The organism is Streptomyces sp. BK79, assembly GCF_044142145.1.
Taxonomy (GTDB): Bacteria; Actinomycetota; Actinomycetes; order Streptomycetales; family Streptomycetaceae; genus Streptomyces.
The window spans coordinates 51,292-74,537 of sequence record NZ_JBHVOC010000027.1 but is presented as its reverse complement, the minus strand read 5'-3'; the positions used below and the strand labels follow the sequence as shown (position 1 = coordinate 74,537).

27 protein-coding genes and 1 pseudogene are annotated in these 23,246 nt (G+C 73.0%); 14 read left to right on the top strand and 14 right to left on the bottom strand.

Going from position 1 to position 23,246, the window contains the following annotated elements:
- The first annotated feature begins 41 nt into the window (after positions 1-41).
- The gene (locus ACFIF2_RS29860; RefSeq protein WP_395576358.1) at positions 42-1,019 is read left to right on the top strand and encodes an LLM class F420-dependent oxidoreductase; all 978 of its coding nucleotides are present in this window, start codon (positions 42-44) and stop codon (positions 1,017-1,019) included.
- Between the two features lie 112 nt (positions 1,020-1,131).
- Positions 1,132-1,557 carry an SsgA family sporulation/cell division regulator gene (locus ACFIF2_RS29855; protein ID WP_395576357.1) on the top strand — a complete coding sequence of 142 codons (426 nt, stop codon included), beginning with the start codon at positions 1,132-1,134 and terminating at the stop codon, positions 1,555-1,557.
- Between the two features lie 13 nt (positions 1,558-1,570).
- On the opposite strand, the gene ACFIF2_RS29850 is transcribed toward ACFIF2_RS29855, so the two are convergent.
- Positions 1,571-2,074, bottom strand: coding sequence for a DUF6328 family protein (locus tag ACFIF2_RS29850; RefSeq protein WP_395576356.1), 504 nt, complete (start codon positions 2,072-2,074; stop codon positions 1,571-1,573).
- A gap of 152 nt (positions 2,075-2,226) precedes the next feature.
- On the opposite strand from ACFIF2_RS29850, the gene ACFIF2_RS29845 reads away from it, so the two are divergent.
- On the top strand, positions 2,227-2,574 hold the full coding sequence (locus ACFIF2_RS29845; protein WP_395576355.1) for a hypothetical protein: 348 nt from the start codon (positions 2,227-2,229) through the stop codon (positions 2,572-2,574).
- Between the two features lie 16 nt (positions 2,575-2,590).
- On the opposite strand, the gene ACFIF2_RS29840 is transcribed toward ACFIF2_RS29845, so the two are convergent.
- The 5 genes from ACFIF2_RS29840 to ACFIF2_RS29820 form a co-directional block, all read right to left on the bottom strand.
- Positions 2,591-3,574 (bottom strand): aldo/keto reductase, encoded by a 984-nt coding sequence (locus ACFIF2_RS29840; protein WP_395576354.1) that lies wholly within the window; start codon positions 3,572-3,574, stop codon positions 2,591-2,593.
- Positions 3,575-3,642: 68 nt separating this feature from the next.
- A complete protein-coding gene (locus ACFIF2_RS29835) occupies positions 3,643-4,854 on the bottom strand; it encodes an FAD-dependent monooxygenase (protein ID WP_395576404.1) in 1,212 nt (403 codons plus the stop codon).
- A 97-nt stretch (positions 4,855-4,951) separates the two neighbouring features.
- The gene (locus ACFIF2_RS29830; RefSeq protein WP_395576353.1) at positions 4,952-5,653 is read right to left on the bottom strand and encodes a ribonuclease H; all 702 of its coding nucleotides are present in this window, start codon (positions 5,651-5,653) and stop codon (positions 4,952-4,954) included.
- Between the two features lie 31 nt (positions 5,654-5,684).
- On the bottom strand, positions 5,685-6,482 hold the full coding sequence (locus ACFIF2_RS29825) for a VOC family protein (protein WP_395576352.1): 798 nt from the start codon (positions 6,480-6,482) through the stop codon (positions 5,685-5,687).
- Positions 6,483-6,579: 97 nt separating this feature from the next.
- Positions 6,580-7,062, bottom strand: coding sequence for a VOC family protein (locus tag ACFIF2_RS29820; RefSeq protein ID WP_395576351.1), 483 nt, complete (start codon positions 7,060-7,062; stop codon positions 6,580-6,582).
- Between the two features lie 248 nt (positions 7,063-7,310).
- Here ACFIF2_RS29820 and ACFIF2_RS29815 point away from each other — a divergent pair, with 248 nt between their 5' ends.
- Complete coding sequence (locus ACFIF2_RS29815) at positions 7,311-7,961, top strand: ATP-dependent Clp protease proteolytic subunit (RefSeq protein WP_395576350.1); 651 nt, start codon at positions 7,311-7,313, stop codon at positions 7,959-7,961.
- The gene (locus tag ACFIF2_RS29810) at positions 7,961-8,563 is read left to right on the top strand and encodes a ClpP family protease (protein WP_395576349.1); all 603 of its coding nucleotides are present in this window, start codon (positions 7,961-7,963) and stop codon (positions 8,561-8,563) included. The genes ACFIF2_RS29815 and ACFIF2_RS29810 overlap by 1 nt, the downstream gene beginning before the upstream one ends.
- A gap of 51 nt (positions 8,564-8,614) precedes the next feature.
- On the opposite strand, the gene ACFIF2_RS29805 is transcribed toward ACFIF2_RS29810, so the two are convergent.
- Positions 8,615-9,040, bottom strand: coding sequence for a helix-turn-helix domain-containing protein (locus tag ACFIF2_RS29805; protein WP_395576348.1), 426 nt, complete (start codon positions 9,038-9,040; stop codon positions 8,615-8,617).
- Positions 9,041-9,283: 243 nt separating this feature from the next.
- Between ACFIF2_RS29805 and ACFIF2_RS29800 the strand changes: the two genes are divergently transcribed.
- Entirely contained in the window at positions 9,284-10,171 is an 888-nt protein-coding gene (locus ACFIF2_RS29800) for an RNA polymerase sigma factor SigF (RefSeq protein WP_395576403.1), read from the top strand.
- A 54-nt stretch (positions 10,172-10,225) separates the two neighbouring features.
- Here ACFIF2_RS29800 and ACFIF2_RS29795 read toward each other — a convergent pair whose 3' ends face one another.
- A complete protein-coding gene (locus ACFIF2_RS29795) occupies positions 10,226-10,681 on the bottom strand; it encodes an ATP-binding protein (protein ID WP_395576347.1) in 456 nt (151 codons plus the stop codon).
- A 144-nt stretch (positions 10,682-10,825) separates the two neighbouring features.
- Between ACFIF2_RS29795 and ACFIF2_RS29790 the strand changes: the two genes are divergently transcribed.
- The 3 genes from ACFIF2_RS29790 (at position 10,826) to ACFIF2_RS29780 (ending at position 13,220) form a co-directional block, all read left to right on the top strand.
- Positions 10,826-11,410, top strand: a complete 585-nt coding sequence (locus tag ACFIF2_RS29790) for a PRC-barrel domain-containing protein (RefSeq protein WP_395576346.1) — start codon at positions 10,826-10,828, stop codon at positions 11,408-11,410.
- Positions 11,407-11,823 (top strand): PRC-barrel domain-containing protein, encoded by a 417-nt coding sequence (locus ACFIF2_RS29785; RefSeq protein ID WP_395576345.1) that lies wholly within the window; start codon positions 11,407-11,409, stop codon positions 11,821-11,823. The genes ACFIF2_RS29790 and ACFIF2_RS29785 overlap by 4 nt, the downstream gene beginning before the upstream one ends.
- 110 nt (positions 11,824-11,933) lie before the next feature.
- Positions 11,934-13,220: a streptophobe family protein gene (locus ACFIF2_RS29780; protein WP_395576344.1), complete on the top strand. Its 1,287-nt coding sequence runs from the start codon at positions 11,934-11,936 to the stop codon at positions 13,218-13,220.
- Between the two features lie 23 nt (positions 13,221-13,243).
- On the opposite strand, the gene ACFIF2_RS29775 is transcribed toward ACFIF2_RS29780, so the two are convergent.
- Complete coding sequence (locus ACFIF2_RS29775; RefSeq protein ID WP_395576343.1) at positions 13,244-13,654, bottom strand: hypothetical protein; 411 nt, start codon at positions 13,652-13,654, stop codon at positions 13,244-13,246.
- Between the two features lie 603 nt (positions 13,655-14,257).
- Here ACFIF2_RS29775 and ACFIF2_RS29770 point away from each other — a divergent pair.
- A complete protein-coding gene (locus tag ACFIF2_RS29770; RefSeq protein WP_395576342.1) occupies positions 14,258-14,545 on the top strand; it encodes a DUF1905 domain-containing protein in 288 nt (95 codons plus the stop codon).
- A gap of 84 nt (positions 14,546-14,629) precedes the next feature.
- On the opposite strand, the gene mgrA is transcribed toward ACFIF2_RS29770, so the two are convergent.
- A complete protein-coding gene (mgrA, locus tag ACFIF2_RS29765; protein WP_395576341.1) occupies positions 14,630-15,622 on the bottom strand; it encodes an L-glyceraldehyde 3-phosphate reductase in 993 nt (330 codons plus the stop codon).
- Positions 15,623-15,750: 128 nt separating this feature from the next.
- On the opposite strand from mgrA, the gene ACFIF2_RS29760 reads away from it, so the two are divergent.
- Together ACFIF2_RS29760 and ACFIF2_RS29755 are read left to right on the top strand one after the other, a co-directional pair.
- The gene (locus ACFIF2_RS29760; RefSeq protein WP_395576340.1) at positions 15,751-16,635 is read left to right on the top strand and encodes a LysR family transcriptional regulator; all 885 of its coding nucleotides are present in this window, start codon (positions 15,751-15,753) and stop codon (positions 16,633-16,635) included.
- 25 nt (positions 16,636-16,660) lie between these two features.
- The gene (locus ACFIF2_RS29755; RefSeq protein WP_395576339.1) at positions 16,661-17,176 is read left to right on the top strand and encodes a DinB family protein; all 516 of its coding nucleotides are present in this window, start codon (positions 16,661-16,663) and stop codon (positions 17,174-17,176) included.
- Here ACFIF2_RS29755 and ACFIF2_RS29750 read toward each other — a convergent pair.
- Together ACFIF2_RS29750 and ACFIF2_RS29745 are read right to left on the bottom strand one after the other, a co-directional pair.
- On the bottom strand, positions 17,158-18,237 hold the full coding sequence (locus ACFIF2_RS29750; RefSeq protein ID WP_395576338.1) for an adenosine deaminase: 1,080 nt from the start codon (positions 18,235-18,237) through the stop codon (positions 17,158-17,160). The genes ACFIF2_RS29755 and ACFIF2_RS29750 overlap by 19 nt on opposite strands.
- A 44-nt stretch (positions 18,238-18,281) precedes the next feature.
- Entirely contained in the window at positions 18,282-18,677 is a 396-nt protein-coding gene (locus tag ACFIF2_RS29745) for a VOC family protein (RefSeq protein WP_395576337.1), read from the bottom strand.
- 170 nt (positions 18,678-18,847) lie between these two features.
- Here ACFIF2_RS29745 and ACFIF2_RS29740 point away from each other — a divergent pair, with 170 nt between their 5' ends.
- Positions 18,848-19,306 carry a pyridoxamine 5'-phosphate oxidase family protein gene (locus ACFIF2_RS29740; protein WP_395576336.1) on the top strand — a complete coding sequence of 153 codons (459 nt, stop codon included), beginning with the start codon at positions 18,848-18,850 and terminating at the stop codon, positions 19,304-19,306.
- Positions 19,307-19,497: 191 nt separating this feature from the next.
- Here the strand turns inward: ACFIF2_RS29740 and ACFIF2_RS29735 are convergent, their stop codons facing one another.
- Both ACFIF2_RS29735 and ACFIF2_RS29730 read right to left on the bottom strand, forming a co-directional pair.
- Positions 19,498-20,388 carry a glycoside hydrolase family 19 protein gene (locus ACFIF2_RS29735; RefSeq protein WP_395576335.1) on the bottom strand — a complete coding sequence of 297 codons (891 nt, stop codon included), beginning with the start codon at positions 20,386-20,388 and terminating at the stop codon, positions 19,498-19,500.
- A gap of 219 nt (positions 20,389-20,607) precedes the next feature.
- Complete coding sequence (locus tag ACFIF2_RS29730; RefSeq protein WP_395576334.1) at positions 20,608-21,930, bottom strand: aldehyde dehydrogenase family protein; 1,323 nt, start codon at positions 21,928-21,930, stop codon at positions 20,608-20,610.
- Positions 21,931-22,154: 224 nt separating this feature from the next.
- Between ACFIF2_RS29730 and ACFIF2_RS29725 the strand changes: the two are divergent.
- Positions 22,155-23,232 (top strand): annotated as a pseudogene (locus tag ACFIF2_RS29725) (acyl-CoA dehydrogenase family protein).
- The last annotated feature ends 14 nt before the right edge of the window (positions 23,233-23,246 follow it).

Genomic DNA, 23,246 nt, shown 5'->3' with positions numbered 1-23,246 from the left:
CCCGCGCGTTTTCGCTCCGCCCGGCCGGGGACTCGCCCGTCATGGTGCAAATCGGATACACGATGATGACCGAGCAGGCCGGCCCCCGAGAGCTGGTCGGCCATCTGGTGCGGGCCGAGGAGGCCGGGTTCGACTTCTCGGTGACCTCGGACCACTACTTCCCGTGGCTGCGCTCCCAGGGTCACTCGCCGTACGCGTGGAGCGTGCTGGGCGCGGCGGCACAGGCGACCTCTCGCATCCCGCTGATGACGTACGTGACGTGTCCGACGTTCCGCTACCACCCGGCCGTGGTGGCGCAGAAGGCGGCGACGATGCAGTTGCTGTCCGAAGGCCGGTTCCGGCTGGGTCTCGGCTCGGGCGAGAACCTCAACGAGCACGTGGTGGGCGGCGGCTGGCCCTCCGTGGACGTGCGGCACGAGATGCTCCAGGAGGCCGTGGAGATCATCCGGGCGCTGTTCGAGGGCGGTCATGTGAACCACCGCGGCACGCACTTCGACGTGGAGTCGGCCCGGCTGTGGGACCTGCCGGAGAGCGCGCCGCCCATCGGCATCGCCGTCTCCGGGGAGCGCTCGTGCGCGCTGGCGGGCGAGCACGCCGACCTGGTGATCGCCACCGAACCCAAGCCGAGGCTGCTGGAGGCGTTCGACCGGCACGGCGGCGAGGGCAAGCCGCGCGTCGGCCAGCTCCCGGTGTCCTACGACCCGGACCGGGACGCGGCGATCGCGCGCGCCCACGACCAGTTCCGCTGGTTCGGCAGCGGCTGGAAGGTCAACTCCGAGCTGCCGCACCCGGACTCCTTCGACGCGGCGACCCAGTTCGTCACCCCCGACGACGTGGCCGGGTCGATCCCCTGCGGTGACGACCCGGACGCCTTCGTGGAGGCCGTACGCCCCTACGCCGAGGCCGGGTTCACCGAGGTCGCCCTGGTGCAGATCGGCGGCGAGACGCAGCCCGCGTTCCTGGACTGGTCGGAGAAGACCCTGCTGCCCGCGCTGCGCGAGGCACTGGGCGGCACCTGAGGGCCCCGGACGGGAAACACCCTCGGGGGGCGATTCACCCGTCCGTGTGGGCATCTTGCCGACGGACGGGGTACTAGAGGGCCCTACGTCCGTACCCCTGGAGGCCCTCGTCGTGAAGTCCCTCGTGCACAAGACCCTGGTGGTGCAACTCCGGACGGGCGACGGCCACCGCCTCCCCGTGCTCGCCCACCTCGGTTACGACGCCGCGGACCCGTTCGCGCTCACCGTGGCGTTCAGTCACGACGGCCACGTGCTCGCCCGCTGGACGCTGGACCGGGAGATGGTGGGCGAGGGACTCTCCCGTCCGGTCGGCGTGGGCGACGTGCGGCTGCGGCCCGAGTCGCGGGGCATGTGGGACGAGCTGCGCATCGAGCTGCTGGGCGACTGCCGGCCCGACGGCGGCCGTCACCGCGCCGTGGTGTTCGCGTGGGCGTCGGCCGTCGACGCGTTCCTGCGCGAGACCTACTCCGTGGTGCGTCCGGGGGAGGAAGGCATCGGCGTCGACGACTTCCTCGCCGAGCTGACGGCCGAGGGGTGAGGGGCGAGGGGCCTCAGCGCGAGGTGTGGCGGTGCCGGGTCCACATGGGGATCCCGAACCAGCACACCAGATACCAGACGACCACGCCGGTGACGAGGTAGGGCACGAAACCGTCGTCGGTCGCGACGCGCAGGATCAGCAGGAGCGAGGACGTCATGGTGGCGAGCAGCAGCACCAGCCCGAGCAGCGTCAGGCGGGAGGCCAGCCGCACGGCCTGGGGTTTCACGCGCCGCCCGGAGACTATGCGGTGCAGCGACACCGGCCCTATGAGGGCGCCGGTCGTCACGGCTCCGAGGACCACCGTCACCAGGTAGATCGTCTGGTTCGTGTCGGAGAGGTCGTCGTACTTGGGCGTGAACACGACGGTCAGCAAAAAGGCGAACAGGATCTGTACGCCCATCTGCGCGACGCGGACCTCCTGGATCAGGTCCGTCCACATCCGGTCCGCCCGCTCCTCCTCGGTCTCGTCGCGTCCTCTGCGCCGGTCCGAGTTGGCTGTCGCGCCCCTGTCCGTCACGGTTCCTCCCGGTGACCTCGGCCTTCGTTCCCTTCCCTCTTCCCGGGTTCCCCCGGCTCAGGCTCCGTGACGAGGCGGCCGCGCCCGGTTTGAGCGATCAGCGGACGGTTACACGGGCCGGGACCGGCTCAGTACCAGCAGAAGGGCGAGGCATGTCCGACACTCAGCTCACCGTGACGCTCAGCGGCGGCGGCATCGACGACGCGCGCGCCGTCGTCCGTGCGCTGGAGGGGGTCTTCGGCGCACCCGACGCCCCGCCGGCCGACGAGGGGGCGACGGTGCGCACCGCGACCTTCGACGCGTCGGCCGCTGCCGAGGCCGCCCCGGCCCCCGGGGAGGCGGGCGGCACGCTGTCGGAGCCGGTGACGGTCACCGTGCAGGGCACGCCCCAGGCCGTGGAGGCGGCGAGCGAGACCCTCTCGCGGGCCTTCACGACCCGCGACGAGGGAGCGGCCTCCGGCGACCAGGAGCGGGAGAGGCAGCTGCTCCTGGTGCCGTGAAGCCGGTGGGTGCCGCCTACCAGCGGCCCTCTACCTGGGACTTGATCCGGCGGTCGTAGAGGTCGCGGATCGCGGCGAGTACGTCCTCGGACAGCTCCGGCAGCCGGGCGGCGTCCGTGTTGGCGCGGGCCTGCTCGGGCGAACGGGCGCCGGGGATAACGGTGGTGACGCCGGGCTGCTGGATGATCCAGCGCAGCGCGAGCTGGGCCGGGGTGTATCCCTCGGGGGCGAGGGCGGCGAACTCGGCGGCCGCCTCCACTCCGGTGGCGAAGTCGACACCGGAGAAGGTCTCGCCCTGGTCGAAGGCCTCGCCGTGCCGGTTGAAGGTGCGGTGGTCGTTCGCGGCGAAGACCGTGTCCCGGGTGTACTTGCCGGACAGCAGGCCGGAGGCCAGCGGCACCCGGGCGATGATGCCGACGCCCGCCTCCCGCGCCGCCGGGAGGACCTCGCGCAGGGGCTTCATGCGGAACGGGTTGAGGATGATCTGCACGCTGGCCACGTGCGGCCGGGCGATCGCGGTGAGCGCCTCCTCGCAGGTCTCCACGCTGACGCCGTACGCGGCGACGCGCTCCTCCTCGACCAGGGTGTCCAGGGCGTCGAACACCTCGTCGCTGGAGTAGACGGAGGGCGGCGGGCAGTGCAGCTGCACCAGGTCGACGACGTCGACGCCGAGGTTGCGGCGGGAGCGGTCGTTCCACTCCCGGAAGTTGTCGAGCACGTAGTTCTGCGGGATCTGGTCGACCCGGCGGCCCATCTTGGTGGCGACCATCACGTGCAGGTCCGGCCTGCCGCGCAGGAACGTCGCGATGGTCTCCTCGCTGCGTCCGTCGCCGTAGACGTCCGCCGTGTCGAAGAACGTCACCCCCGACTCGGCCGCCGCCTCCAGTACCGCGAGGGCTTCCTTGTCGTCGACGTCCCCCCAGTCGGCGCCGAGTTGCCAGGTGCCGAGGCCGACCACCGATGCGTGCTGATCCGACCTGTCGAAAGTGCGCTCGTCCATGGCGCCAGTCTGTCATCCCGGGGGGACCCCGCACCGCGCCGGGACCCTCGGCCGGCTAGTTCCGCCGGCTAGTTCCGCGGGGCGTCCCGGCGCGCCTGCACGGCCCGGGCGAGCGCGGGCCCGATCCGGCGCTTGAGCCGGAGCAGTGCCTGCGACCGCCCGACCGCCCGGTCGATCCGGTGGTACAGCCGGGGCGGCACGTACGGCAGCAGGGGCGAGTGGCGCTGGCCGAGCAGGGCGAACATCTGCTCCGGGGGCAGGCGCATGTAGCGGGGCAGGTTCTCGTACCACTGTGCGCTGAGGCGGGCGGCGCTCTGCACCGGCAGCAGGGCCGCCCTGCGCTCCCGCTCGTAGGCGGCGAGGGCGTCCGGGAGGGCCGCCCGCCGGTGGAGCGCGGCCGACAGGGCCATGGCGTCCTCCAGGGCGAGCGTGGTGCCGGCGCCGATGGAGTAGTGCGTCGTGTGGGCGGCGTCGCCTAGCAGGACCAGGTTGTCCCGGGACCAGGTGCGGTTGGTGAGGGTGCGGAAGGTCAGCCAGGGTGCGCTCGGGCCGGTCCCGCGGCGTCCGGTGAGCGGGTGGCCGTCCAGGACGTCGGCGAAGACCTTCTCCAGCAGGACGAGTCCTTCGGCCTCGTCGGCCCGGTCCAGGCCCAGCCCGCTGTGGGTCTCGGGCGCGCACTCCACGACGAAGGTGCTGCCTTCGGGGCCGAAGCCGTAGCCGTACGCCCAGATCCAGCCGTGGTCGGTCTCCGTGAAGGCGAACGTGAAGGCGTCGAAGACCTTGGTGGTGCCGAGCCAGACGTAGTGGTTGCGTCCGGCCCGGACCTCGGTGCCGAAGTGGCCGGCGTGGCGGGTGCGCAGGGCGCTGCCGACCCCGTCGGCCGCCACGACGAGGTCGGCGGCGGGCGGGGCGTCGGCGGGGATGTCGCGCGCGAACTCCAGGCGCACGCCGAGGGAGCGGGCGCGGGCGGCGAGGATCTCCAGGAGCCGGTGGCGGCCGATGCCGAAACCCTCGTCGCCCCGGTGGCGGGTGGACCGGTCGCCGATGTGGGCGACGCCGTCCCGCCACCGCGCGGAGTGCTCCGCGACGGCGCGCGCGGACTCGGGGTCGTGGGCGTGGAGCCGGTCGAGCAGGCCCTGCCAGTAGGTCACGCCCCAGCCGTAGGTGGAACCCTCCGGGTCGCGTTCGTACACGGTGATGTCGTGGGACGGGTCCTGCCGCTTCAGCAGGATCGACAGATACAGGCCGGCGGGCCCGCCACCGACGCAGGCGACCTTCACATGCACCCCTGGAACGCACTCAAAACGGTCATATGACCACGCAGAGTAGCGCGAGGGGGGTGCGGCGTCGTGCGACCCGCCCGACGTGGGCGCCGCGCTATCCGGCCGCGGCCGTGCGGCACTCCGGGTGGCCCCAGCCCTGGTCGTTCTTGGCGATGGACTCCCCGGCCGCGTACGAACGGCCGCACAGGCAGCGTCCCGGGAACTTCGCCTTGATGGTGCGGGCCGAGCCTCCCGTGCTCTTGCGGGCCGTGCCCGCCCCCCGGCGCACCGTCTTCTTCGCCGCCGGGGCGTCCGGTGCGGGCGGCGGCTCCGGCGAGCCGAGGGCGCTGCCCGCGCTCTCCTGGACCACGGCGGCCTGACTGGCGGCACGGTCGGCGAAGTCGTTGAGCCGGTCGCCGTCGACCTGGTGGGCGGGGACGTAGCGGAACTCGACCGAGCGGCCGTCGAGCAGCTCGTCGATGCGCACGACCAGCTCCTGGTTGGCGACCGGCTTGCCGGCGGCCGTCTTCCAGCCGTTGCGCTTCCAGCCGGGCAGCCAGGTGGTGACGGCCTTCATCGCGTACTGCGAGTCCATGCGGACCTCGAGCGGCACGTCCGGGTCGGTCGACGCCAGCAGGCGCTCCAGGGCCGTGAGTTCGGCGACGTTGTTGGTGGCCCGGCCGAGCGGACCGGCCTCCCAGCGCACCGGCACCTCCGACGCGTCGGCGACCACCCAGGCCCAGCCTGCCGGACCCGGGTTTCCCTTCGAAGCCCCGTCGCACGCGGCCACAACACGTTCACGCATGCGCCCGATCATGCCATGGCGCGGCGCGGCGTCCGGACGGGGTTCAGGAGACGTCCGTGACCTTCGGCATCTCCCCCTCGGTCGTGGTGATGTCGATCACGGAGAAGTCGGCGCCCTGCGGATCGCTCAGCGTGGCGAACCGGCCGAAGGGGGTGCCCATCGGCCCGAACCGCAGGACGCCGCCGAGTTCGGTGGCGCGGGCCACGGCGGCGTCGCAGTCGGGGACGGTGAAGTACACGTTGATGTAGGGCCGCACCGCGGGCGGGAAGTCGTCCGTCACGGCCATGCGGCCGAGCACGGTGCGGTCGTCCAGGTCGAAGAGGCGGAAGTCCACCCCCTCCTCCTCCATCTGCTTCGCCGTGTAGGGGAAGACGGCGGGGAAGAAGGCGTCCGACGCGCCCGGCTCGCGCGTGTAGACCTCGGCCCAGCAGTAGGCGCCGGGTTCGGCCATCGCCTCGAATCCCTCGTGGGTGCCGCCCTGCCAGATGCCGAACATGACACCGCCCGGGTCGCGGGCCAGGCACATGGTGCCGAAGTCGCCGACCCGCATCGGCTCCATCACCACCTCGCCGCCCGCCTCCCGGACGCGCCGGGCGGTCGCCTCGGCGTCGGCGGACGCGAAGTAGAGGCACCACTGCGACTGGCCCTCCTGGCCGGGCATCGGCGGCACCACGGCGGCGACCGCCTTGCCGTTCGCGTAGCACTGCGTGTATCCGCCGAACTCCGACGCCGTCTCGCCGAAGGTCCAGCCGAGGACCTCGCCGTAGAAGCGTTTGGCCCCGTCGAGGTCACCGAACATCGCGTCGGCCCAGCAAGGGGCACCTTCAGGTTGCACGGCCATGACTGCCGCCTCCCTCGGGGATGGGGGTCTGGACGGTGGGGACGGCCCGTTCCTCACGCTAGTCATCGCGGGTCGGGCTCGCGCGCCGACGGGCGGTTCACCGACCGGCGTACGCCTTCTCCAGCTCGGCGATGTCGAGCTTGCGCATCCGCATCATGGCCTGGTTGGCGCGTGCCACCTTGGCGGGGTCGGGGTCGCGGAACATCTCCTCGAGCCGGCCCGGGACGACCTGCCAGGACACGCCGAACCGGTCCTTGACCCAGCCGCAGGGGCCCTCCTCGCCGCCGCCCTCGGTGAGCCTGGCCCAGTAGTGGTCGACCTCGTCCTGGTCGTCACAGGTGATCTGGAAGGAGATCGCCTCGTTGAACGTGAACTCCGGGCCGCCGTTGAGGGCGACGAACCTCTGGCCGTTGGCCGTGAAGTCGACGGTGAGCACGGTTCCGGCGGGCTGGTGCGCTCCCTCCGGGTAACGGGTGACGGCGCCGATGCCGGAGTTCTTGAAAAGGGACACGTAGAAGTGGGCCGCCTCCTCCGCCCGGCCGTCGAACCAGAGACATGTGGTGAATCCGTCGGTCCTCATGAGTACCTCCCGGTGGTGGAGCACGGTCACCACTGTCGACCGGCGCGGGCGGGGAAACTCATCGGTCGCGCGCGTCGGATCCGCCGGAGCTGTCAGGCTCCCGGATCTGTCGGGCCCGTCGGATCTGCTCGTGGCGAATCTGCCGCGGGCAGAGAAGTCCCCGCCGGGGCACCGGCCGGGCCGACAGTGGAGCGACGACCGCGGCACGAACGCCGCGGACGCCCCCGACGACTCGACAAGGAGCGCCGATGTCTCCGTTCATCGCCGGCCCGGCCACGCCACCCCGGGCGGAGGAGGGCGACACCCCTCCGACCCCGTTCGACGACCGGCTGGCCGCGCAGTTGCTCGACCAGCGGATCGTGCTGCTGGGCACGCAGGTCGACGAGGTCTCCGCGAACCGGGTCTGCGCCCAGCTGCTGATCCTGTCCGCCGAGGACCCGCGCACCGACATCAGCCTGTACATCAACAGCCCCGGCGGCTCCGTGCACGCGGGGCTCGCCATCTACGACACGATGCGGCTCATCCCCAACGACGTCTCGACCCTCGCCATGGGCTTCGCCGCCAGCATGGGCCAGTTCCTGCTGAGCGTCGGCACGGCCGGCAAGCGGTACGCCCTGCCGAACGCGCGGATCATGATGCACCAGCCGTCGGGCGGCATCGGCGGCACCACCGCCGACATCGAGATCCAGGCGGAGAGCCTGGAGTTCACCAAGCGGACCATCGAGCGGATCACCGCCGAGCACACCGGGCAGAGCCCGGAGACCATCTCCCGGGACGGCGACCGGGACCGCTGGTTCACGGCCGAGGAGGCCAGGGAGTACGGGATGGTGGACCGGGTCCTGGAGTCCCTCTCGGACGTCCGCCCGGCCGCGACGCGACCGAGGATGGGGCTGCGCTGATGGGGACGTACACGATTCCGAACGTCATCGAGCGGACCCCGGCGGGCGAGCGGTCGTTCGACGTGTTCAGCCGGCTGCTGAACGAGCGGATCATCTTTCTCGGCACGGAGATCGACGACGGTGTCGCCAACGTGGTCATCGCGCAACTCCTCCATCTGGAGTCGGCGGCCCCGGACCGGGAGGTCGCGATCTACATCAACTCCCCCGGCGGCTCGTACACCTCGCTCATGGCGATCTACGACACGATGACGTTCGTCCAGGCGCCGATCTCGACGTTCTGCGTGGGGCAGGCGGCGTCCACGGCGGCCGTGCTGCTGGCCGGCGGCGATCCCGGGCGGCGGTTCGTGCTGGAGCACGCGCGGGTGCTGCTCGGCCAGCCGGCCAGCGGCGGACAGCGCGGCACGGCGTCCGATCTGGCGCTGCGGGCCAAGGAGATGGTGCGGATCCGCTCCCAGGTGGAGCAGGTGCTGGCGCGGCACACCCACCACGACGTGGCGACGCTGCGCGCGGACACCGACCGCGACAAGGTGTTCACCGCCGAGGAGGCCGTGGCCTACGGGCTGGCCGACGAGGTGCTCAGCCGGCGGCTGGTGGGCGTCTGAGCGTACGGCCCGGCGCCTCGCCGGGGAGGGCGCCGGGCCGTACGCGCCGGGTCAGGCGGCCAGGCACATCCCGTCGAACCGGGCGCCGGACGCGCCGGGGCCGCGGCCGGCGGTGTGCCGGGAAGTGAGGCGGACCAGCTCTCCCTGGGCCCGCGCCAGCAGGTCGCCCAGGCCCAGTCCGAGGGCGCCCGCGGCGGCGGCCAGCACCTCCGATGACGCCTCCTTGCGGCCGCGCTCCACCTCCGACAGATACGGCATGGAGATCCGGGCGGCCTCCGCCACCTCCTTCAGCGTGCGTTCTTGCGCGAGGCGTTCACGCCGCAGGACGTCGCCGACGAGATCGCGCCACAGGGGCTCTCTGGCGACGGGCCGCCTCGGCTCCGGGGCGGGCGGCGAGGTCACGGGACGGGCTCTGGGGCGCACCGTCTGCGGACGCAGGGGAATGACGCGGGCTTCGTTCGGCACGTGGCTGGTCACCTCCTCAGCCTAGGAGTCCGGCCGCGCGACTCAAGGGCCCGGCGTTCCGCCCAGAGGGAAATCCCCGGGTGCCGGGAGCCGCGCACGGGACTACGCTGAGGAGCGGGTCATCACCCCGCGAAGACGCAGCGGCGCCTGTTTCCCGTCACCTTGAGAACGGGGGCATGCACCGCGGCGACCCGGGTACCCGCAAGCGGGTAGAGCCTAGGGAGACGTCGAACCGTGACTTTCGTGGGAGAGGCAATGGAGACCGCCGTGACGCGGCCGCAGGTGCAGGTCGTCGAAGAGACCACGGGGAGCGGGACGGGCGACGGTTCACCGGGGTACGTCATGGATCCCCGCAGCGTGGCGCCGCGTGACGCGCGGCAGCTGTCCCGCCAGTTCTTCCAGCGCTTGACGGAGCTCGAAGAGGGCACGCCCGGGTACCAGTACGCGCGCAACACCCTGATCGAGATGAACATGTCGCTCGTGCGGTTCGCCGCCGGCCGTTTCCGCGGCCGCGGTGACGACATGGAGGACATCGTCCAGACCGGCATGATCGGCCTGATCAAGGCCATCGACCGGTTCGAGCTGACGCGCGAGGTCGAGTTCACCTCCTTCGCGCTGCCGTACATCGTCGGTGAGATCAAGCGCTTCTTCCGCGACACCACGTGGGCCGTGCACGTGCCGCGCCGGCTCCAGGAGCTGCGCGTGGAGCTGGCCAAGGCCCGCGAGGAACTCTCCTCCCGCCTGGACCGCGAACCCACCGTGGCCGAACTCGCCACGCTGATGAACATCAGCGAGAGCGAGGTCATCGAGGGCCAGATCGCCTCCAACGGTTACAACTCCTCGTCCCTGGACGCCGCGCTGACCGGCGACGGGCCCGAGAGCGGTGAGTCCGTGCTGGCCGACTTCATCGGCGTGGAGGAGGCGGGGCTGCGGCTCGTCGAGGACTTCCACTCGCTGGCGCCGCTGATGGCCGAGCTCAGTGAGCGCGACCGGCAGATCATCCACCTGCGGTTCGTCGAGGAGGCCACCCAGGCGGAGATCGGCGAACGGCTCGGCTGCTCGCAGATGCACGTGTCGCGGCTGATCAAGCGGATCATCACCCGGCTGCGCGAGGGCATGCTGGGCGAGCTGGGCTGCGCCTGACGGAGATCGCGGGGCACCCCGGACCGCCCCACTCCCAGGAGTGGGGCGGTCCGCTCACGCCTCCGTGAGCGGCACCACGGCGCGCACCCGCTTGCCGACCGGTACGCGTTCGACGACGACCGTCTCCGCGAGCGCGTGGACGATCTCCAGTCCGTGCCGGCCGATGCGTTCGGGGTCGCGGGGGAAGCGCTCGGGCACCGCGCCGCTGCTGTCGCAGACGGTCACCGCCACCGACGCGTCCGTGCCCTCCAGCTCCAGGATGTACGGGCCCCTGCTGTGGCGGTCGGCGTTGGTGACCAGTTCGCTCACCACCAGCAGCACCGCGCCGTCGGCCCGCGGACCGATGGCCGCGTACCACTCGCTCCTCAGCTGGTCGAGGAAGGACGAGGCGAACGAACGCGCCTGCGCTATGCATCCCGGCTCGCCGGAATAGTGTGCCGCCCGCCTCAGCGGTTCAACGGGCACGTCGAAACCAGTCGGTATCACTGCCCCGTCCAGGTACTCGGTCATGCGGTTCTCTCTCGGAAGCCGGACTGGCCGGACACTGCTGCACCTGCCCTCGTACCCCGCCCTCGGCCCCGCAGTCCCCGTGACCTCGCAGTGCGGGCATCGTCACAGTGGCGCGGGGAACCCGGGGTGAGGGAAGGGTGTGCGATGAACGAGCTGATGGCCGCGCGAAGCCTCACCACCCGGCCGGTGGTCACCCTCGGCGGCGACGCCGTCGCCCATGTGAAGGACACCGTATGCGACGACGCCGCGGGCCGGATCACCGGTTTCACCTTGACCGGGCCGGGCCTGCTGTCCGGTCCGCTGAAAGAAGGACTGCCGTGGTCGGCCGTGCACGCGCTCGGCCACGACGCGGTGATGATCCGCGACCGGCGGGGCCTGGTGAGCGCGGCGGCCATGACGGCGCACCAGCAGTCCCTGCGGACCCGGGTGCTGGGGGCGAGGGTGGTGACGGAGGCGGGGACCGAGCTCGGCACGGTGCTCGACGTGGTGGTGGAGGGCGGCAGTGGGGGCCGGGTCGTCGGCTTCCGCGTGGCGGCGAGCAGAGGCTTCGCGCCGGGGCGCTCACGCCACCGGCACCGGGTGTACGTGGCGCGCGGCGCGACGCTCACGGTCGCCGGACGGGCACTGGTCCTGCCCGACGACGCGGCCCGGCACGTCGCCGCCGACCTGCCCGGTCTCACCGCTCTGGTCGGCGGTGTACCCGGGCACGGGAGGGGCTCGCCGCCGTGATGCTGTTCACCGAGGTGCGGGGGCTGCCGGTGCTGCCGGGGACCGGGGGTGACCCGCTCGGCACCGTGACGTCCCTGGCGGTCGACGCCGCGTCCGGCACGGTGAGCCACGTCCGGCTGCGCGGCGGCCGGTTCCGCCGGGAGACCGTGCTGGCCTGGGAGGCGGTGCGGGCGATCGGCCCGGGCGCCGTACGGGTCGGTGACGCCGCCGCCCCGGACCCCCTCCCGCCCCGCCACGACCTGCTGGGCCACCGGGTCCTCACCGAGGCGGGCACCGCGCACGGCACGGTCCTGGACGCGGCCTTCGATCCCGCCACGGGCCGGATCCTCGCGGTCTTCACGACCCGGGGCGAGGTGACCGCGGACCGCCTGCTGGGCCTGGGCGACCACGCCCTCGTCGTCCGCGGGGACTGAACACGGAACCGAGCGGCGGGCTTTTGATGCCGCGGGCCGGCCGGGGGGCCGGTGAGCGCGGACGGCCCTGTCGGCGGGCGGTACGTGCGGGTGCTGCTTAGCGTGACAGCGTGAGTTCCCGAACCACCTCCCCCAGGTCCCCCGGCGCGGGCGGCGCCCGTCACGGCTGGCTCCAGGCCCTCGGTACGGTGCTGGCCGGGCTGGTCGCCATGGGAGTGGTGGCCTCGCTGGGACTGTGGGCGGCAGGCGCCACGGACCTGCCGGACCACGCCTTTCCCCGGGTCGTGACGGCGACCGTCGTCACCGCCGTGGGCGGTGCGCTGGAGCTGTCCGGCGACGCCGGAGGCTTCGCCGACACCGACGCGGGGCTCACCGTGCTCCCGCTGTCCGTGACGCTGGCCGGCGCGCTGGTGATCGCCTGGGGGTTTCTGCGTCCGCTGCGCCACCGGGCCGTCGCCGGTGTCCCGGAGCTGGCCGGCTGGGCCGGACGGATCGCCGTGCTGTGGCTGCTCGCCCTCCTCGCCCTGGCCTTCGCCGCCCGCCAGACCTTCGAGGTCTCCCTCGGCGAGGGCCTGCTGGACGAGCTCGGCGACCTGTTCGGCGTCACCCCGACCGTCGGTTTCACCACGGACGTGCCGCTGACCGTCCTCTTCGGGCTGCTGTGGCTGGCGGGCGTGCTGGTCCTGGCCCTGCTGGTGTCGCCCGGGGCGCCGCTGCCCGGGCGGCTGTCGCGCACGCGGACCTCGGTGCGGCCGGCGGCGTACGCGATGACCGCCCTGCTGCTGGCGTGCGTCGTCGTGGGCGGCGTGGCCGGCCTGGTCGTCGCCGGGACCCAGGGGCACCCGGTGGACACCTTCGCCGTACTGCTGCTCGGGCTGCCGAACCTGGCGTGGCTCGCGTTCACGATCGGCCTCGGTGCCACCTGGGACGGGCGGGTCGAGGGGCCGTTCGGGCTGCCGATGCCGCACGTGCTGGACGAGGTGCTGCGCACGCCGGACGTGTCGGCCCTGAACCTGGGGACCCTCACCGACCACGACGGGCGGTGGTGGTGGCTCCTGGTCGCCGCCGCGGCCCTGCTCCTGGCGGCGGGATGCGTCCTCGCGTCCCGTTCCCCGGCCGGGACCCCGGCCTGGCTGCACGCCGTGCGCATGGCCGTGGCGCTGGCGCTGACGGTGCTCATGGTCGGCCTCCTGGGCCGGATCTCCGCGCACTACGGCCTGTCGGTGCTCGGCATCGGCGACCTGGGCGGCGGACTGTCCGGGCAGCTGTTCCTGCGGCCCCGCCTGTGGTCGGCGGTCGGTCTCGCCCTGCTGTGGGGGCTGGTCACGGGGTTCATCGGCGCGTCGCTCGCGCGGTGGGCGGGCAGGCGGCGGGGGCGGTCCGCGGCCGGGTCCTAGGGGTCCGCCGGAGGTCCGGCCGCTCAGGCGACGGGGACGACGAGGGGCGGGGAGGCCCGCTGCATGCGCAGTGCGTCCACGGACTCGGCCATCAGTTCGTACTCGGTGGTCTCGTCGCTGGTGGCGACGCGCACCAGGCGTCCCGCGGCCAGCTCGTCGGCGACCTGCTCCTGCTGGAGGTCGTCGGCGCACCAGGTCCGCAGGGCGAGCGGCACGTCGGGGGCGTCGTCGGCGACCGGGGTCAGGGCCCCGCGGGGTAAGTGGGGGTGGTCGGGCTGCGGATCGAGCCGCTCGGCGATCCAGGACGCGCGGTCGCGCAGCCACCACAGGGCGAGGGCGAGCGTGGGAGCCCGGTAGGTTCCCAGGGGTACACCGATGCGTCGGCCGTCGCAGACACCGTAGGCGGTGACATGGCACAGGAACTCGTCGTGCACTGCTCCCCTCCCCGTCGCTCAGCCCCCTGCCGGTCGGGCATGGCGTCCGTGCGGCTCGTGTGCTGTGCGTGAGGGCGCTGTCGCATGGTGTGAGACGCCCTAGTGGTGAGTATGTTCACTGCTGAACCACTGTCACCATGAATTTCCGGCCAGTCTCCTGGCATATTCACGGCCATTGTTGGCCGAAACGTTACGGCGTCCGATCCCGCCTCCACGCCCTTCGGCGCACCGCCCAGGTCGCCCTGAGGCGGGCCGGCCCACACCCCGGGGCGAGCGAAGGCGCCCGCGACCCCGGGCGGGGAGGCGCGACCGGGCCGCCGCCTCCGTCGCCAGGACCCTGACCAGCGCCCGCGACCTCGCGCCGGACACCGATCCACGAGGCCGCACCCACGGGGCCGCGTCCACGCGCCGTCACGCAGGGCGCCCTCGCCACTCGCCCGGAGGCGTGGAGGGCGGGCCGGACGCGCGGGTCCGGGGTGGCCGCCGTGGCCTGGACCACTGGCGGCCCGGGCCGGTGGGGACGGCTGTGGCGGGCCGCCGCGATGAGTTCCGCCGTTCCCGGCGGTCTACCGGGACACGAACACTGCGGAAGCGGAGGACGGCATGGCCACGAACCAGGAGCTGGACGAGGAGTTCACCGAGGTGCTGCGCAGGAGCCCGGAGAAGGGCGGCTGGACGTACCTGGTCTGGCCGAAGTCCGCGGAGTTCTTCGGCACCCGGGGGCTGGTCAAGGTCCGCGGCACGATCGACGGGCACGCGTTCCGCGGCTCCTTCATGGCGCTGGGCGACGGCACGCACAAGCTGCCCGTGAAGGCGGCCCTGCGCGAGGTCATCGGCAAGGAGGAGGGCGACACCGTCACGGTGCGTCTGGAGGAGCGGCTCGGCTCCTGACCGTAGTGCGGGCCCCGCCACCCGTACCGGGCCCCGGAGGCGGCGGTCGCCCCCGGGGCCCGGTGCGGGGTTCCGGTGCGCGTCCTACCGTGTGACGATCTCGTCGATCCGGGCCAGTTCGCCGGCCTCGAAGCCGAGGTTCCCGATGGCCGCCACGCTGTCCTCCAGCTGCGCCGGGCTGCTCGCGCCGACCAGGGCGGACGTCACCCGGCCCTCGCGCAGCACCCAGGCCAGCGCCATCTGGGCCAGTGACTGTCCGCGCGACTTGGCGATGTCGGCCAGGGCGCGCAGCTTGCCGACCAGTTCCTCGGTGAGCGCGTCGGAGTTGAGGAAGGGGCTGTCGCTCGCGGCCCGCGAGTCCTCGGGGATGCCGTCCAGGTAACGCCCGGTCAGCAGGCCCTGCTCCAGCGGGGAGTAGGCGATGGAACCGACCTGGAGCTCGTCCAGGGCGTCCAGGAGGCCGCTGGTCTCGGGGCGGCGGTCGAGCATGGAGTAGCGCGGCTGGTGGATCAGCAGCGGGGTGCCCAGCTCGGCGAGGATGCGGGCGGCCTCGCGGGTCTGCTCCGGGGAGTAGTTGGACACACCGACGTACAGCGCCTTGCCCTGCTGCACGGCCGTGTGCAGGGCACCCATCGTCTCCTCCAGGGGAGTCTCCGGGTCGGGGCGGTGCGAGTAGAAGACGTCGACGTAGTCCAGGCCCATCCGGGTCAGGCTCTGGTCGAGGGACGACAGCAGGTACTTGCGCGAGCCCCACTCGCCGTACGGGCCGGGCCACATCAGGTAGCCGGCCTTGGTGGAGATGACCAGCTCGTCGCGGTACGGCGCGAAGTCGGCCCTGAGCGCCTCGCCGAGGGCGGACTCGGCGGAGCCGGGCGGCGGGCCGTAGTTGTTGGCGAGGTCGAAGTGGGTGACGCCGAGGTCGAAGGCGCGGCGCAGGATCGCGCGCTGCGTCTCGACGGGACGGTCCGGGCCGAAGTTGTGCCACAGGCCGAGCGAGAGCGCGGGGAGCTTCAGGCCGCTGCGTCCGGTGCGCCGGTAGGGCATGTCCGCGTAGCGGTCGGGGTGTGCGGTGTACAACGCGACTCCAGAGGGGTTGGCACCCGGGGTACGGGGCTTGGGCGGAACCGTGTCCCACTCTGTCGTGACCTGCGGGCAGTGGTCCAACAGAAGAATCCGATGGAATTGTGCGGCTACGCTTCTCAGTCATGGAACTGCGTCATCTCCAGCACTTCGTGGCGGTCGCCGAGGACCAGCACTTCACCCGGGCGGCGGAACGGCTGATGGTGTCCCAGTCCGGCCTGTCGGCGTCCATCCGGGCGCTGGAGCGGGAGCTGCGGGCGCCGCTGTTCGTCCGCACGACGCGCCGGGTGACGCTCACCGAGGCGGGCCGGGCGCTGCTGGGCGAGGCCGAGCGGATCCTGGCCCAGGTGCGCTCGGCGCACGAGGCGGTCGCCGCGGTGCAGGGCGTGCTGCGCGGGACGCTGTCGCTGGGCAGCGAGCAGTGCATCGCCGGGGTGCCGGTGGCGGGGCTGCTGGCCGCGTTCCGCGGGCGGCATCCGGACGTGGAGATCCGGCTGCGGCAGGCCGGCTCGGGCGAGCTGGCGGAGGAGGTCGCGGCCGGGCGGCTCGACCTGGCCTTCGCCTACCGCACGCAGGCGGACACCGACCAGTTGCGGTCGGTCTCGCTGGCCGGCGAACCGATGACCGTGCTCTGCCATCCCGACCACCGCCTCGCGGCGGGCGGCGCGGCCCTGGCCCCGCACGATCTCGCCGACGAGGTCTTCGTCGACTTCCACCCGGACTGGGGCCCGCGCCGGGTCACCGACACCGCCTTCGCCGAGGCGGGCGTACGGCGGACCGTCGCGCTGGAGGTGAACGACGTGCACGGGCTGCTCGACCTGCTCGACGAGAACCTCGGCATCGCCGTCGTGCCGCGCCACTTCCGGCACAAGCGGGCCTCCCTCACCTCGCTGCCCCTGAAGGACTCCCCCGAGACGGCGTACGAGACCATCGCCCTGCTGCCCCCGGCCGCGGCGACGAGCCCGGCCGCGCGGGCGTTGATGGGGCTGCTGGAAACGGGGGGCGGGTGAGGGCGGACTGCGCGATGGTGGACGTATGCACGCGAAGGACATCCTCATCGAGGGCTACGGCCGCATCCAGGAAGAAGTCCACGCCGCCGTCGAGGGCCTGAGCCCCGACGGCCTGAACGCCCGTCCCGCCGACGACGCCAACTCCGTCGCCTGGCTGGTCTGGCACCTCACCCGGGTCCAGGACGACCACGTCGCGGACGCCTTCGGGCTCGACCAGGTGTGGCTGACCGGCGGGTGGGAGAAGCGCTTCGGCCTCGGTCTGCCCCGGCACGACACCGGGTACGGCCACAGCTCCGCCGAGGTCGCGAAGGTGCGGGTCGACTCGGCCGGCCTGCTGACCGGCTACCACGACGCCGTGCACGAGCAGACGCTCGGCGCCCTGCGCTCCCTGACCGCGGGGGACCTGGAGCGGGTCGTGGACGACAACTGGGACCCGCCGGTCACGCTGGGCGTGCGGCTGGTCAGCGTCCTGTCCGACGACCTCCAGCACGTCGGACAGGCCGCCTACGCGCGCGGGCTCGTTCAGAGCGCCGAGGCGTAGCCCGGCAGGACCACGTCCTCGATCAGGGCCCGGCGCTCGTCGAACGGGATGAAGGCGCTCTTGAGGGCGTTCACCGTGACCGTGCGCAGGTCCTCGGCCGTCCAGCCCGCCTGCTCGACCAGCAGGGACATCTCGCGGGTCATCGTGGTGCCGGAGACGAGGCGGTTGTCGGTGTTGAGGGTGACGCGGAAGCCGAGGTCCTTGAGCGCGGTGATGGGGTGCTCGGCGATCGAGGTGGCGGCGCCGGTCTGGAGGTTGGAGGTCGGGCACATCTCCAGGGCGATCCGGCGGTCCCGGATCCAGCCGGCGAGGCGGCCGAGCTTGCCCGCCGCGAGGTCCGGGATGTCGTCGGTGATGCGCACGCCGTGGCCGATGCGCTGGGCGCCGCACACCTGGAGCGCCTGGTGGATGCTGGGCAGGCCGTGCGCCTCGCCGGCGTGGATGGTGAAGGGCACGTTCTCGCGGCGCAGGTACGCGAAGGCGTCGAGGTGGTCGGCGGGCGGGAAGCCGTCCTCGGCGCCCGCGATGTCGAAGCCGACGACACCGGCGTCCCGGAAGGCGACCGCGAGGTCGGCGGTCTCGCGGGTGCGGTCGAACATCCGCATGCCGCAGAGCAGGGTGCCGACGCGGACCGGGGTACCGGCCGCCGCCGCCTTGGCCATACCGGCGGCCAGACCCTCCTGGACGGTCTCGACGACCTCGGCGAGGCTGAGACCGCCCTTCAGCATCAGCTCGGGGGCGTAGCGGACCTCGGCGTAGACGACGCCGTCGGCGGCGAGGTCGAGGACGTACTCCTCGGCGGTGCGCAGCAGTCCCTCGCGGTTCTGCATCACGGCGAGGGTGTGCTCGAAGGTGGCGATGTAGCGCACCAGGTCGCCGGAGTTGGCGGCCTCGTAGTACCAGGCGGCCAGCTCGGCGGGGTCGGTGGTGGGCAGGCGGTGGCCGACGGCCCGCGCCAGCTCCACGACGGTGGCGGGGCGCAGGCCGCCGTCGAGGTGGTCGTGCAGCACCGCCTTGGGAAGGCGGCGGAGGGTCTCGGTGTCTATGCGCGTAGATGACATGTGCGGTCGTTCCTCGGCGGGTCGGTGCGGGAAGCGGGGACGGATCAGGAGGCGGCGGGCTGGAGCAGGTCCCAGCGGTTGCCGTACAGGTCCTGGAAGACGGCGACCGAGCCGTAGGGCTCGTGCCGGGGCTCCTCCAGGAAGGTCACGCCCGCGGCCGTCATGCGGGCGTGGTCGCGGGCGAAGTCGTCGGTGTGCAGGAAGAAGCCGACGCGCCCGCCCGTCTGGTCGCCGATCCGCGCGCGCTGGGCCTCCCCCTTGGCACGGGCCAGCAGCAGGGCGGTGCCCGACGTGGTGCCGGCGGGCTCGACGACGACCCAGCGGGAGCCGTCGGGCCGGGGCGCGTCCTCGGCGAGGCGGAATCCGAGGGCCTCGGTGTAGAAGCGGATCGCCTCGTCGTAGTCGTCGACGACGAGGGTGACCAGGGCGATGCGTGTCATCGGGACCTTTCGGGACGGGCGATTGACGGGAGAGGTTATACGTAAAACGCATCGCGGCGCCAGTCTCGCGGCGCCAGTCTCCGGTCGCACGGCCCTAGGCCCCGGGACGGAGACGCGGGACAGCCCAGGGCCCGAGGCGCGAGCGCCGCCCGCCCGTTACCGTCGCGGCCATGAGGATCACCGCACCGCCGCGCGAGCCCGGTCGCCGCAAGCAGGACGTGCTGGACCGTCTGGAGCGGGAGGAGGACGTCTGGGTGTCCACGGCGGACGCGGACGGGCTGCCGTGCCTGGTTCCGCTGTGGTTCGTGTGGCACGCGGAGTCGGTCTGGCTGTGCACCCGGCTCACCAACCCCACCGGCCGCAACCTGCGAGACGGCGGCCGGGTCCGGTTGGCGCTCGGGGACACCAGGGACGTCGTGCTGATCGACGGCGAGGTGGCGACGTTCGGCCGGCGCGAGGTCCCGTCCGCGGCAGCCGACGCGTTCCGCGCGAAGACCGGCTGGGACCCGCGTGAGGACAGCGCTTCGTACGCCTGGTTCCGGGTGCGCCCGCTCGCGGTGCAGGCGTGGCACGAGCAGCACGAGCTGCGGCAGCGGCACCTGATGCGGGACGGCGCGTGGGCCGTGTAGCGCGGCGTCGGACCCCGCCGGTGAGGCGCGGGGCGCCCGCCCGGGCCGGGCCGGCGAGACACAGGGCGCCCGCCCACCGCAGGGCGGACGGGCGGCGTGGCGGACGGGCGGGCCGACCGGGGGGCCGGGGGCACGCGGGCTCCGCCGTGACCGCCTCCGAGGCCGGCGGAGCCCCGCGCATCCGGCGCGGCTCAGCAGTAGAGGTTGGCGCCCGGTGAGACGCCGAGGATCTGGCTGAACTGCTGGTACTTGGTGACGCGGCTCTGGACCTGCGCGGGGTTCTTCCCGTCGCACTCCAGGGAGCCGTTGATGGAGCGGATCGTCTGGCCGAAACCGGCGCCGTTGACCATCGCGTTGTGCGGCGTCATGGTGCCGGGCCCGGACTGGGTGTTCCAGTACCACAGGGCGGTCTTCCAGGCGACGGCCGCGTCGTTCTGCACCAGCCAGGGGTTGCCCAGCAGATCGATGCCGAGCGCGTCGCCGGCCGCCTTGTAGTTGAAGTTCCAGCTGAGCTGGATGGGGCCGCGCCCGTAGTAGGCGGCCTGGCCGGCCGGACAGCCGTAGGGCTGGCTCCAGTCGCAGTAGTGCGGATAGTTGGCGGTGTTCTGCTCGACGACGTGCACGAGGCCGCCGGTCTCGTGGCTGACGTTGGCGAGGAAGGCCGCGGCCTCCTGCTTCTTGGTGGTGTCGCTCCCGGTGTTGGCGAAGCCGGGGTAGGCGGCGAGCGCGGTGGTCAGGCCGCGGTACGTGTAGAAGGCGTTCCGGCCCGGGAACATCTGGTTGAACTGGGCCTCGGTGACCACGAAGGTGCCGGCCGGCGTCTCGGAGCCGCCGTCGCAGGCGTACGGCTCCCAGTACCAGGTGCTGATGAGCGGGTCGTAGCCCGGGTTGGCGTGCTCGGCGATGTAGGCCTTGCCGTCCGTGTAGCGGACGATGTCGCCGGCGTTGTAGGACTTGCCGGCCGACCAGGCCGGGTAACTGAAGCACGCGGCGGCGGACGCCTCGGACGCGGGCAGGAACGCGGGCACGGCTGTCGCGAGGGCGAGTGCGGTCACCACGGCGGATATACGGCGCCTCGACACAGGTCTGCCTCCTTCGGCGGAGCACGGCCGCTCCCGTACAAGGGCAGCGAGGAGCGGAGCCTTGCGCGCGCGTGCCGGGCGGGCCGGCCACGGCGTGGGGGCGGCCGTGGTGGGGGGTGTGGAGGCACACTCAACCGCGTTGGTCTGTACCAGTCAAGGGTGTAGACCAGTCAACCCGGCCGATCCTGGGCCGGGTTGAGGGTGACGTGCGGCGGCGGCTCAGCCGAGCGGCTTCTTCAGGACGGCCTTGCGGTGGCTGAACGTCTCGATCGAGTAGCGGCCGTGATAGCTCCCCATGCCGCTCTCCCCCACCCCGCCGAACGGCAGGTCGGAGACGGTGAGATGGGCGAGCGGCAGCCCGTGGCCCAGACCCCCGGAGGACGTCTCGGCGGCGAACCGCTCCCGGGTCGCGTCGGACTCGCTGAAGACGTACAGCGCCAGCGGCTTGTCGCGGTCGTTGACGAAGTCGATCGCCTCGTCCAGCCCGGGCACGGTGACGATCGGCAGGATCGGACCGAAGATCTCCTCACGCATGACGGGCGCGTCGGGGGTCACGTCGGCGAGCACGGTCGGCGCGATGTACTTCGCCGTACGGTCGCTGTCGCCCCCGACGACCACGCGGCCGGAGTCCAGCAGGCCGGTCAGCCGGTCGAAGTGGCGCTCGTTGACGATGCGGGCGTACTGGGCCGACCGCGCCGGGTCGGTCCCGTACAGGGCCTCGACCGCGCGGACCAGGGCCGGCTCCAGGGCGGCGGCGGTCTCCGGGTCGGTCAGGACGTAGTCGGGGGCCACACAGGTCTGGCCGGCGTTCAGGAACTTGCCGGCCACGAGCCGGGCGGCGACGACGTCGAGGTCGGCGTCGCGGTCGACGAACGCCGGGGACTTGCCGCCCAGTTCGAGGGTGACCGGGGTCAGGTGCTCGGCGGCGGCGCGCATGACGATGCGGCCGACGGTGCCGTTGCCGGTGTAGAAGACGTGGTCGAAGCGCTCGGCGAGCAGGGCCGTGGTCTCGGGGACGCCGCCCTCGACGACGGCCACGGCGTCGGTGTCCAGGTACCGGGGCAGCAGGCGGGCCAGGGCGGCACAGGTGGCCGGGGCCAGCTCGCTGGGCTTGGCGACCACGGCGTTGCCCGCGGCCAGCGCGCCGACCACGGGGGCGAGCAGCAACTGGGCCGGGTAGTTCCAGGGCGCGATGACGAGGACGACTCCGAGGGGGTCGTACTGGGTCCAGGCCGTGGCGTCGTCGCCCAGATGGGCCGGGACGGGGGCGGGCTCGGGGCGCAGCCAGTCGTCGAGGTGGCCGAGGGTGTGGTCGATCTCGCGCACGGTGAAGCCGATCTCGGTGCGCTGCGCCTCGGCGGCGCTCTTGCCCAGATCGGCGTGGAGCGCGGCCTCCAGCTCCGGGCCGTTCTCCGTGAGCAGCGCCCGCAGCCGCCGCAGCTGCGCGGTGCGCCACTCGACGGGCTTGGTGCGGCCGGTGCGGAAGGTGGCGCGCAGGCGGGCCACGGTGTCGGCGGGCTGCTCGGGGGCGGGGTGGTTCACGGGTGCCTCGCTGGTGGGGAAGACGTCGACCGGTCGGTAGGGGCGACCGTGCGACCGGACTCTAGATGCTCTAGATGTATATGCCAACCTTTCAGGTGCCAAAATACATTCCCCACCGCACCGCCCGCTTCTTCCTCACCGCGCAGCCCGCTTCTCCCTCACCGCGCCGCCCGCTTTCCGTGGTGCCCTCGTCGCGGCCGGAGCCCGGTCGCGAGAATCGCCCCATGACCACCACGACACCCCACCCGCTCGTCACCGAGGCCCGTCGGCTCGCGGACGGCCTGCTCGCTCCGTCCGCACAGCGCGTCGACCAGGACGGTGTGCCCGTGAGCCACATCGAGGCGGTCCGCGCGTCCGGGCTGCTCGGCGTGAGCGCCCCCGAGGAGTACGGCGGGGCCGGCGCCCCGGACGCGGTCGCCCGGGAGGTCGCGGAGATCTTGGCGGGGGCCTGCTGCTCGACCTGGTTCGTGCAGACCCAGCACCACACGCCGGTACGGCTGCTCGCCGGGGCGGAGCCCGGGCTGCCCGCGCGCGAACGCCTGCTGCGCCCCCTCGCCACCGGTGAACTGCTCGGCGGCATCGCCTACGCGCACGTCCGCTCCCCCTCCCGGGTCCAGGTGCGCGCCACCGACGAGCGGGGCGGCCTGCGCTTCGACGGCACCGTGCCCTGGTACACCGGCTGGGGGCTGAACGACGTGATGCTGCTCGCCGGCGTGACGGAGGCGGACGAGGTGGTGTTCGCCGTCACGGACGCCCGCGCGCAGCCGGGGCTGCGGCCGTCGGCGCCCATGCGGCTGGCGGCGCTGTCGGCCGCCCGGACGGTCTCCGTCGAACTGGACGCCCTGTGGGTGCCCGGGGACGCCGTGGTGCTGCGCACGTCGCGCGAGGAGTTCGCCCGGGGTCGACGTGCCCCGCAGCACCAACACCTCCCCGGCCGTCTTCGGAGTGGCCCGCGCGGCCCTCGACCTGCTCGGCGGCGCGCCGGACGGGCGCGGGACCGCCGACGCGCTGCGGTCCCGGCTCGACGAGGTCAGGGCGCGGGCGTACGCCCTGGCCGACCACCCCGTCCCGCACGAGCACGTCGAGGAGCGGCTGGCGCTGCGGACGCGGGCGTACGACCTCCTGCGGGCCGCCACGACGGCGGCGGTCGTGGCCGGGGGCGGCCGGGCCATGAGCCTGGACGGCCCGGCCCAACGACTGGCCAGGGAGGCGATGTTCCTCCTCGTGCAGGGCCAGACGGCACCGGTTCGCCGGACCCACCTGGCCGCGCTGGCGGGGTCCGGTTCCGGGTCATGGTCCTGAGTTCCGGGTCCGTC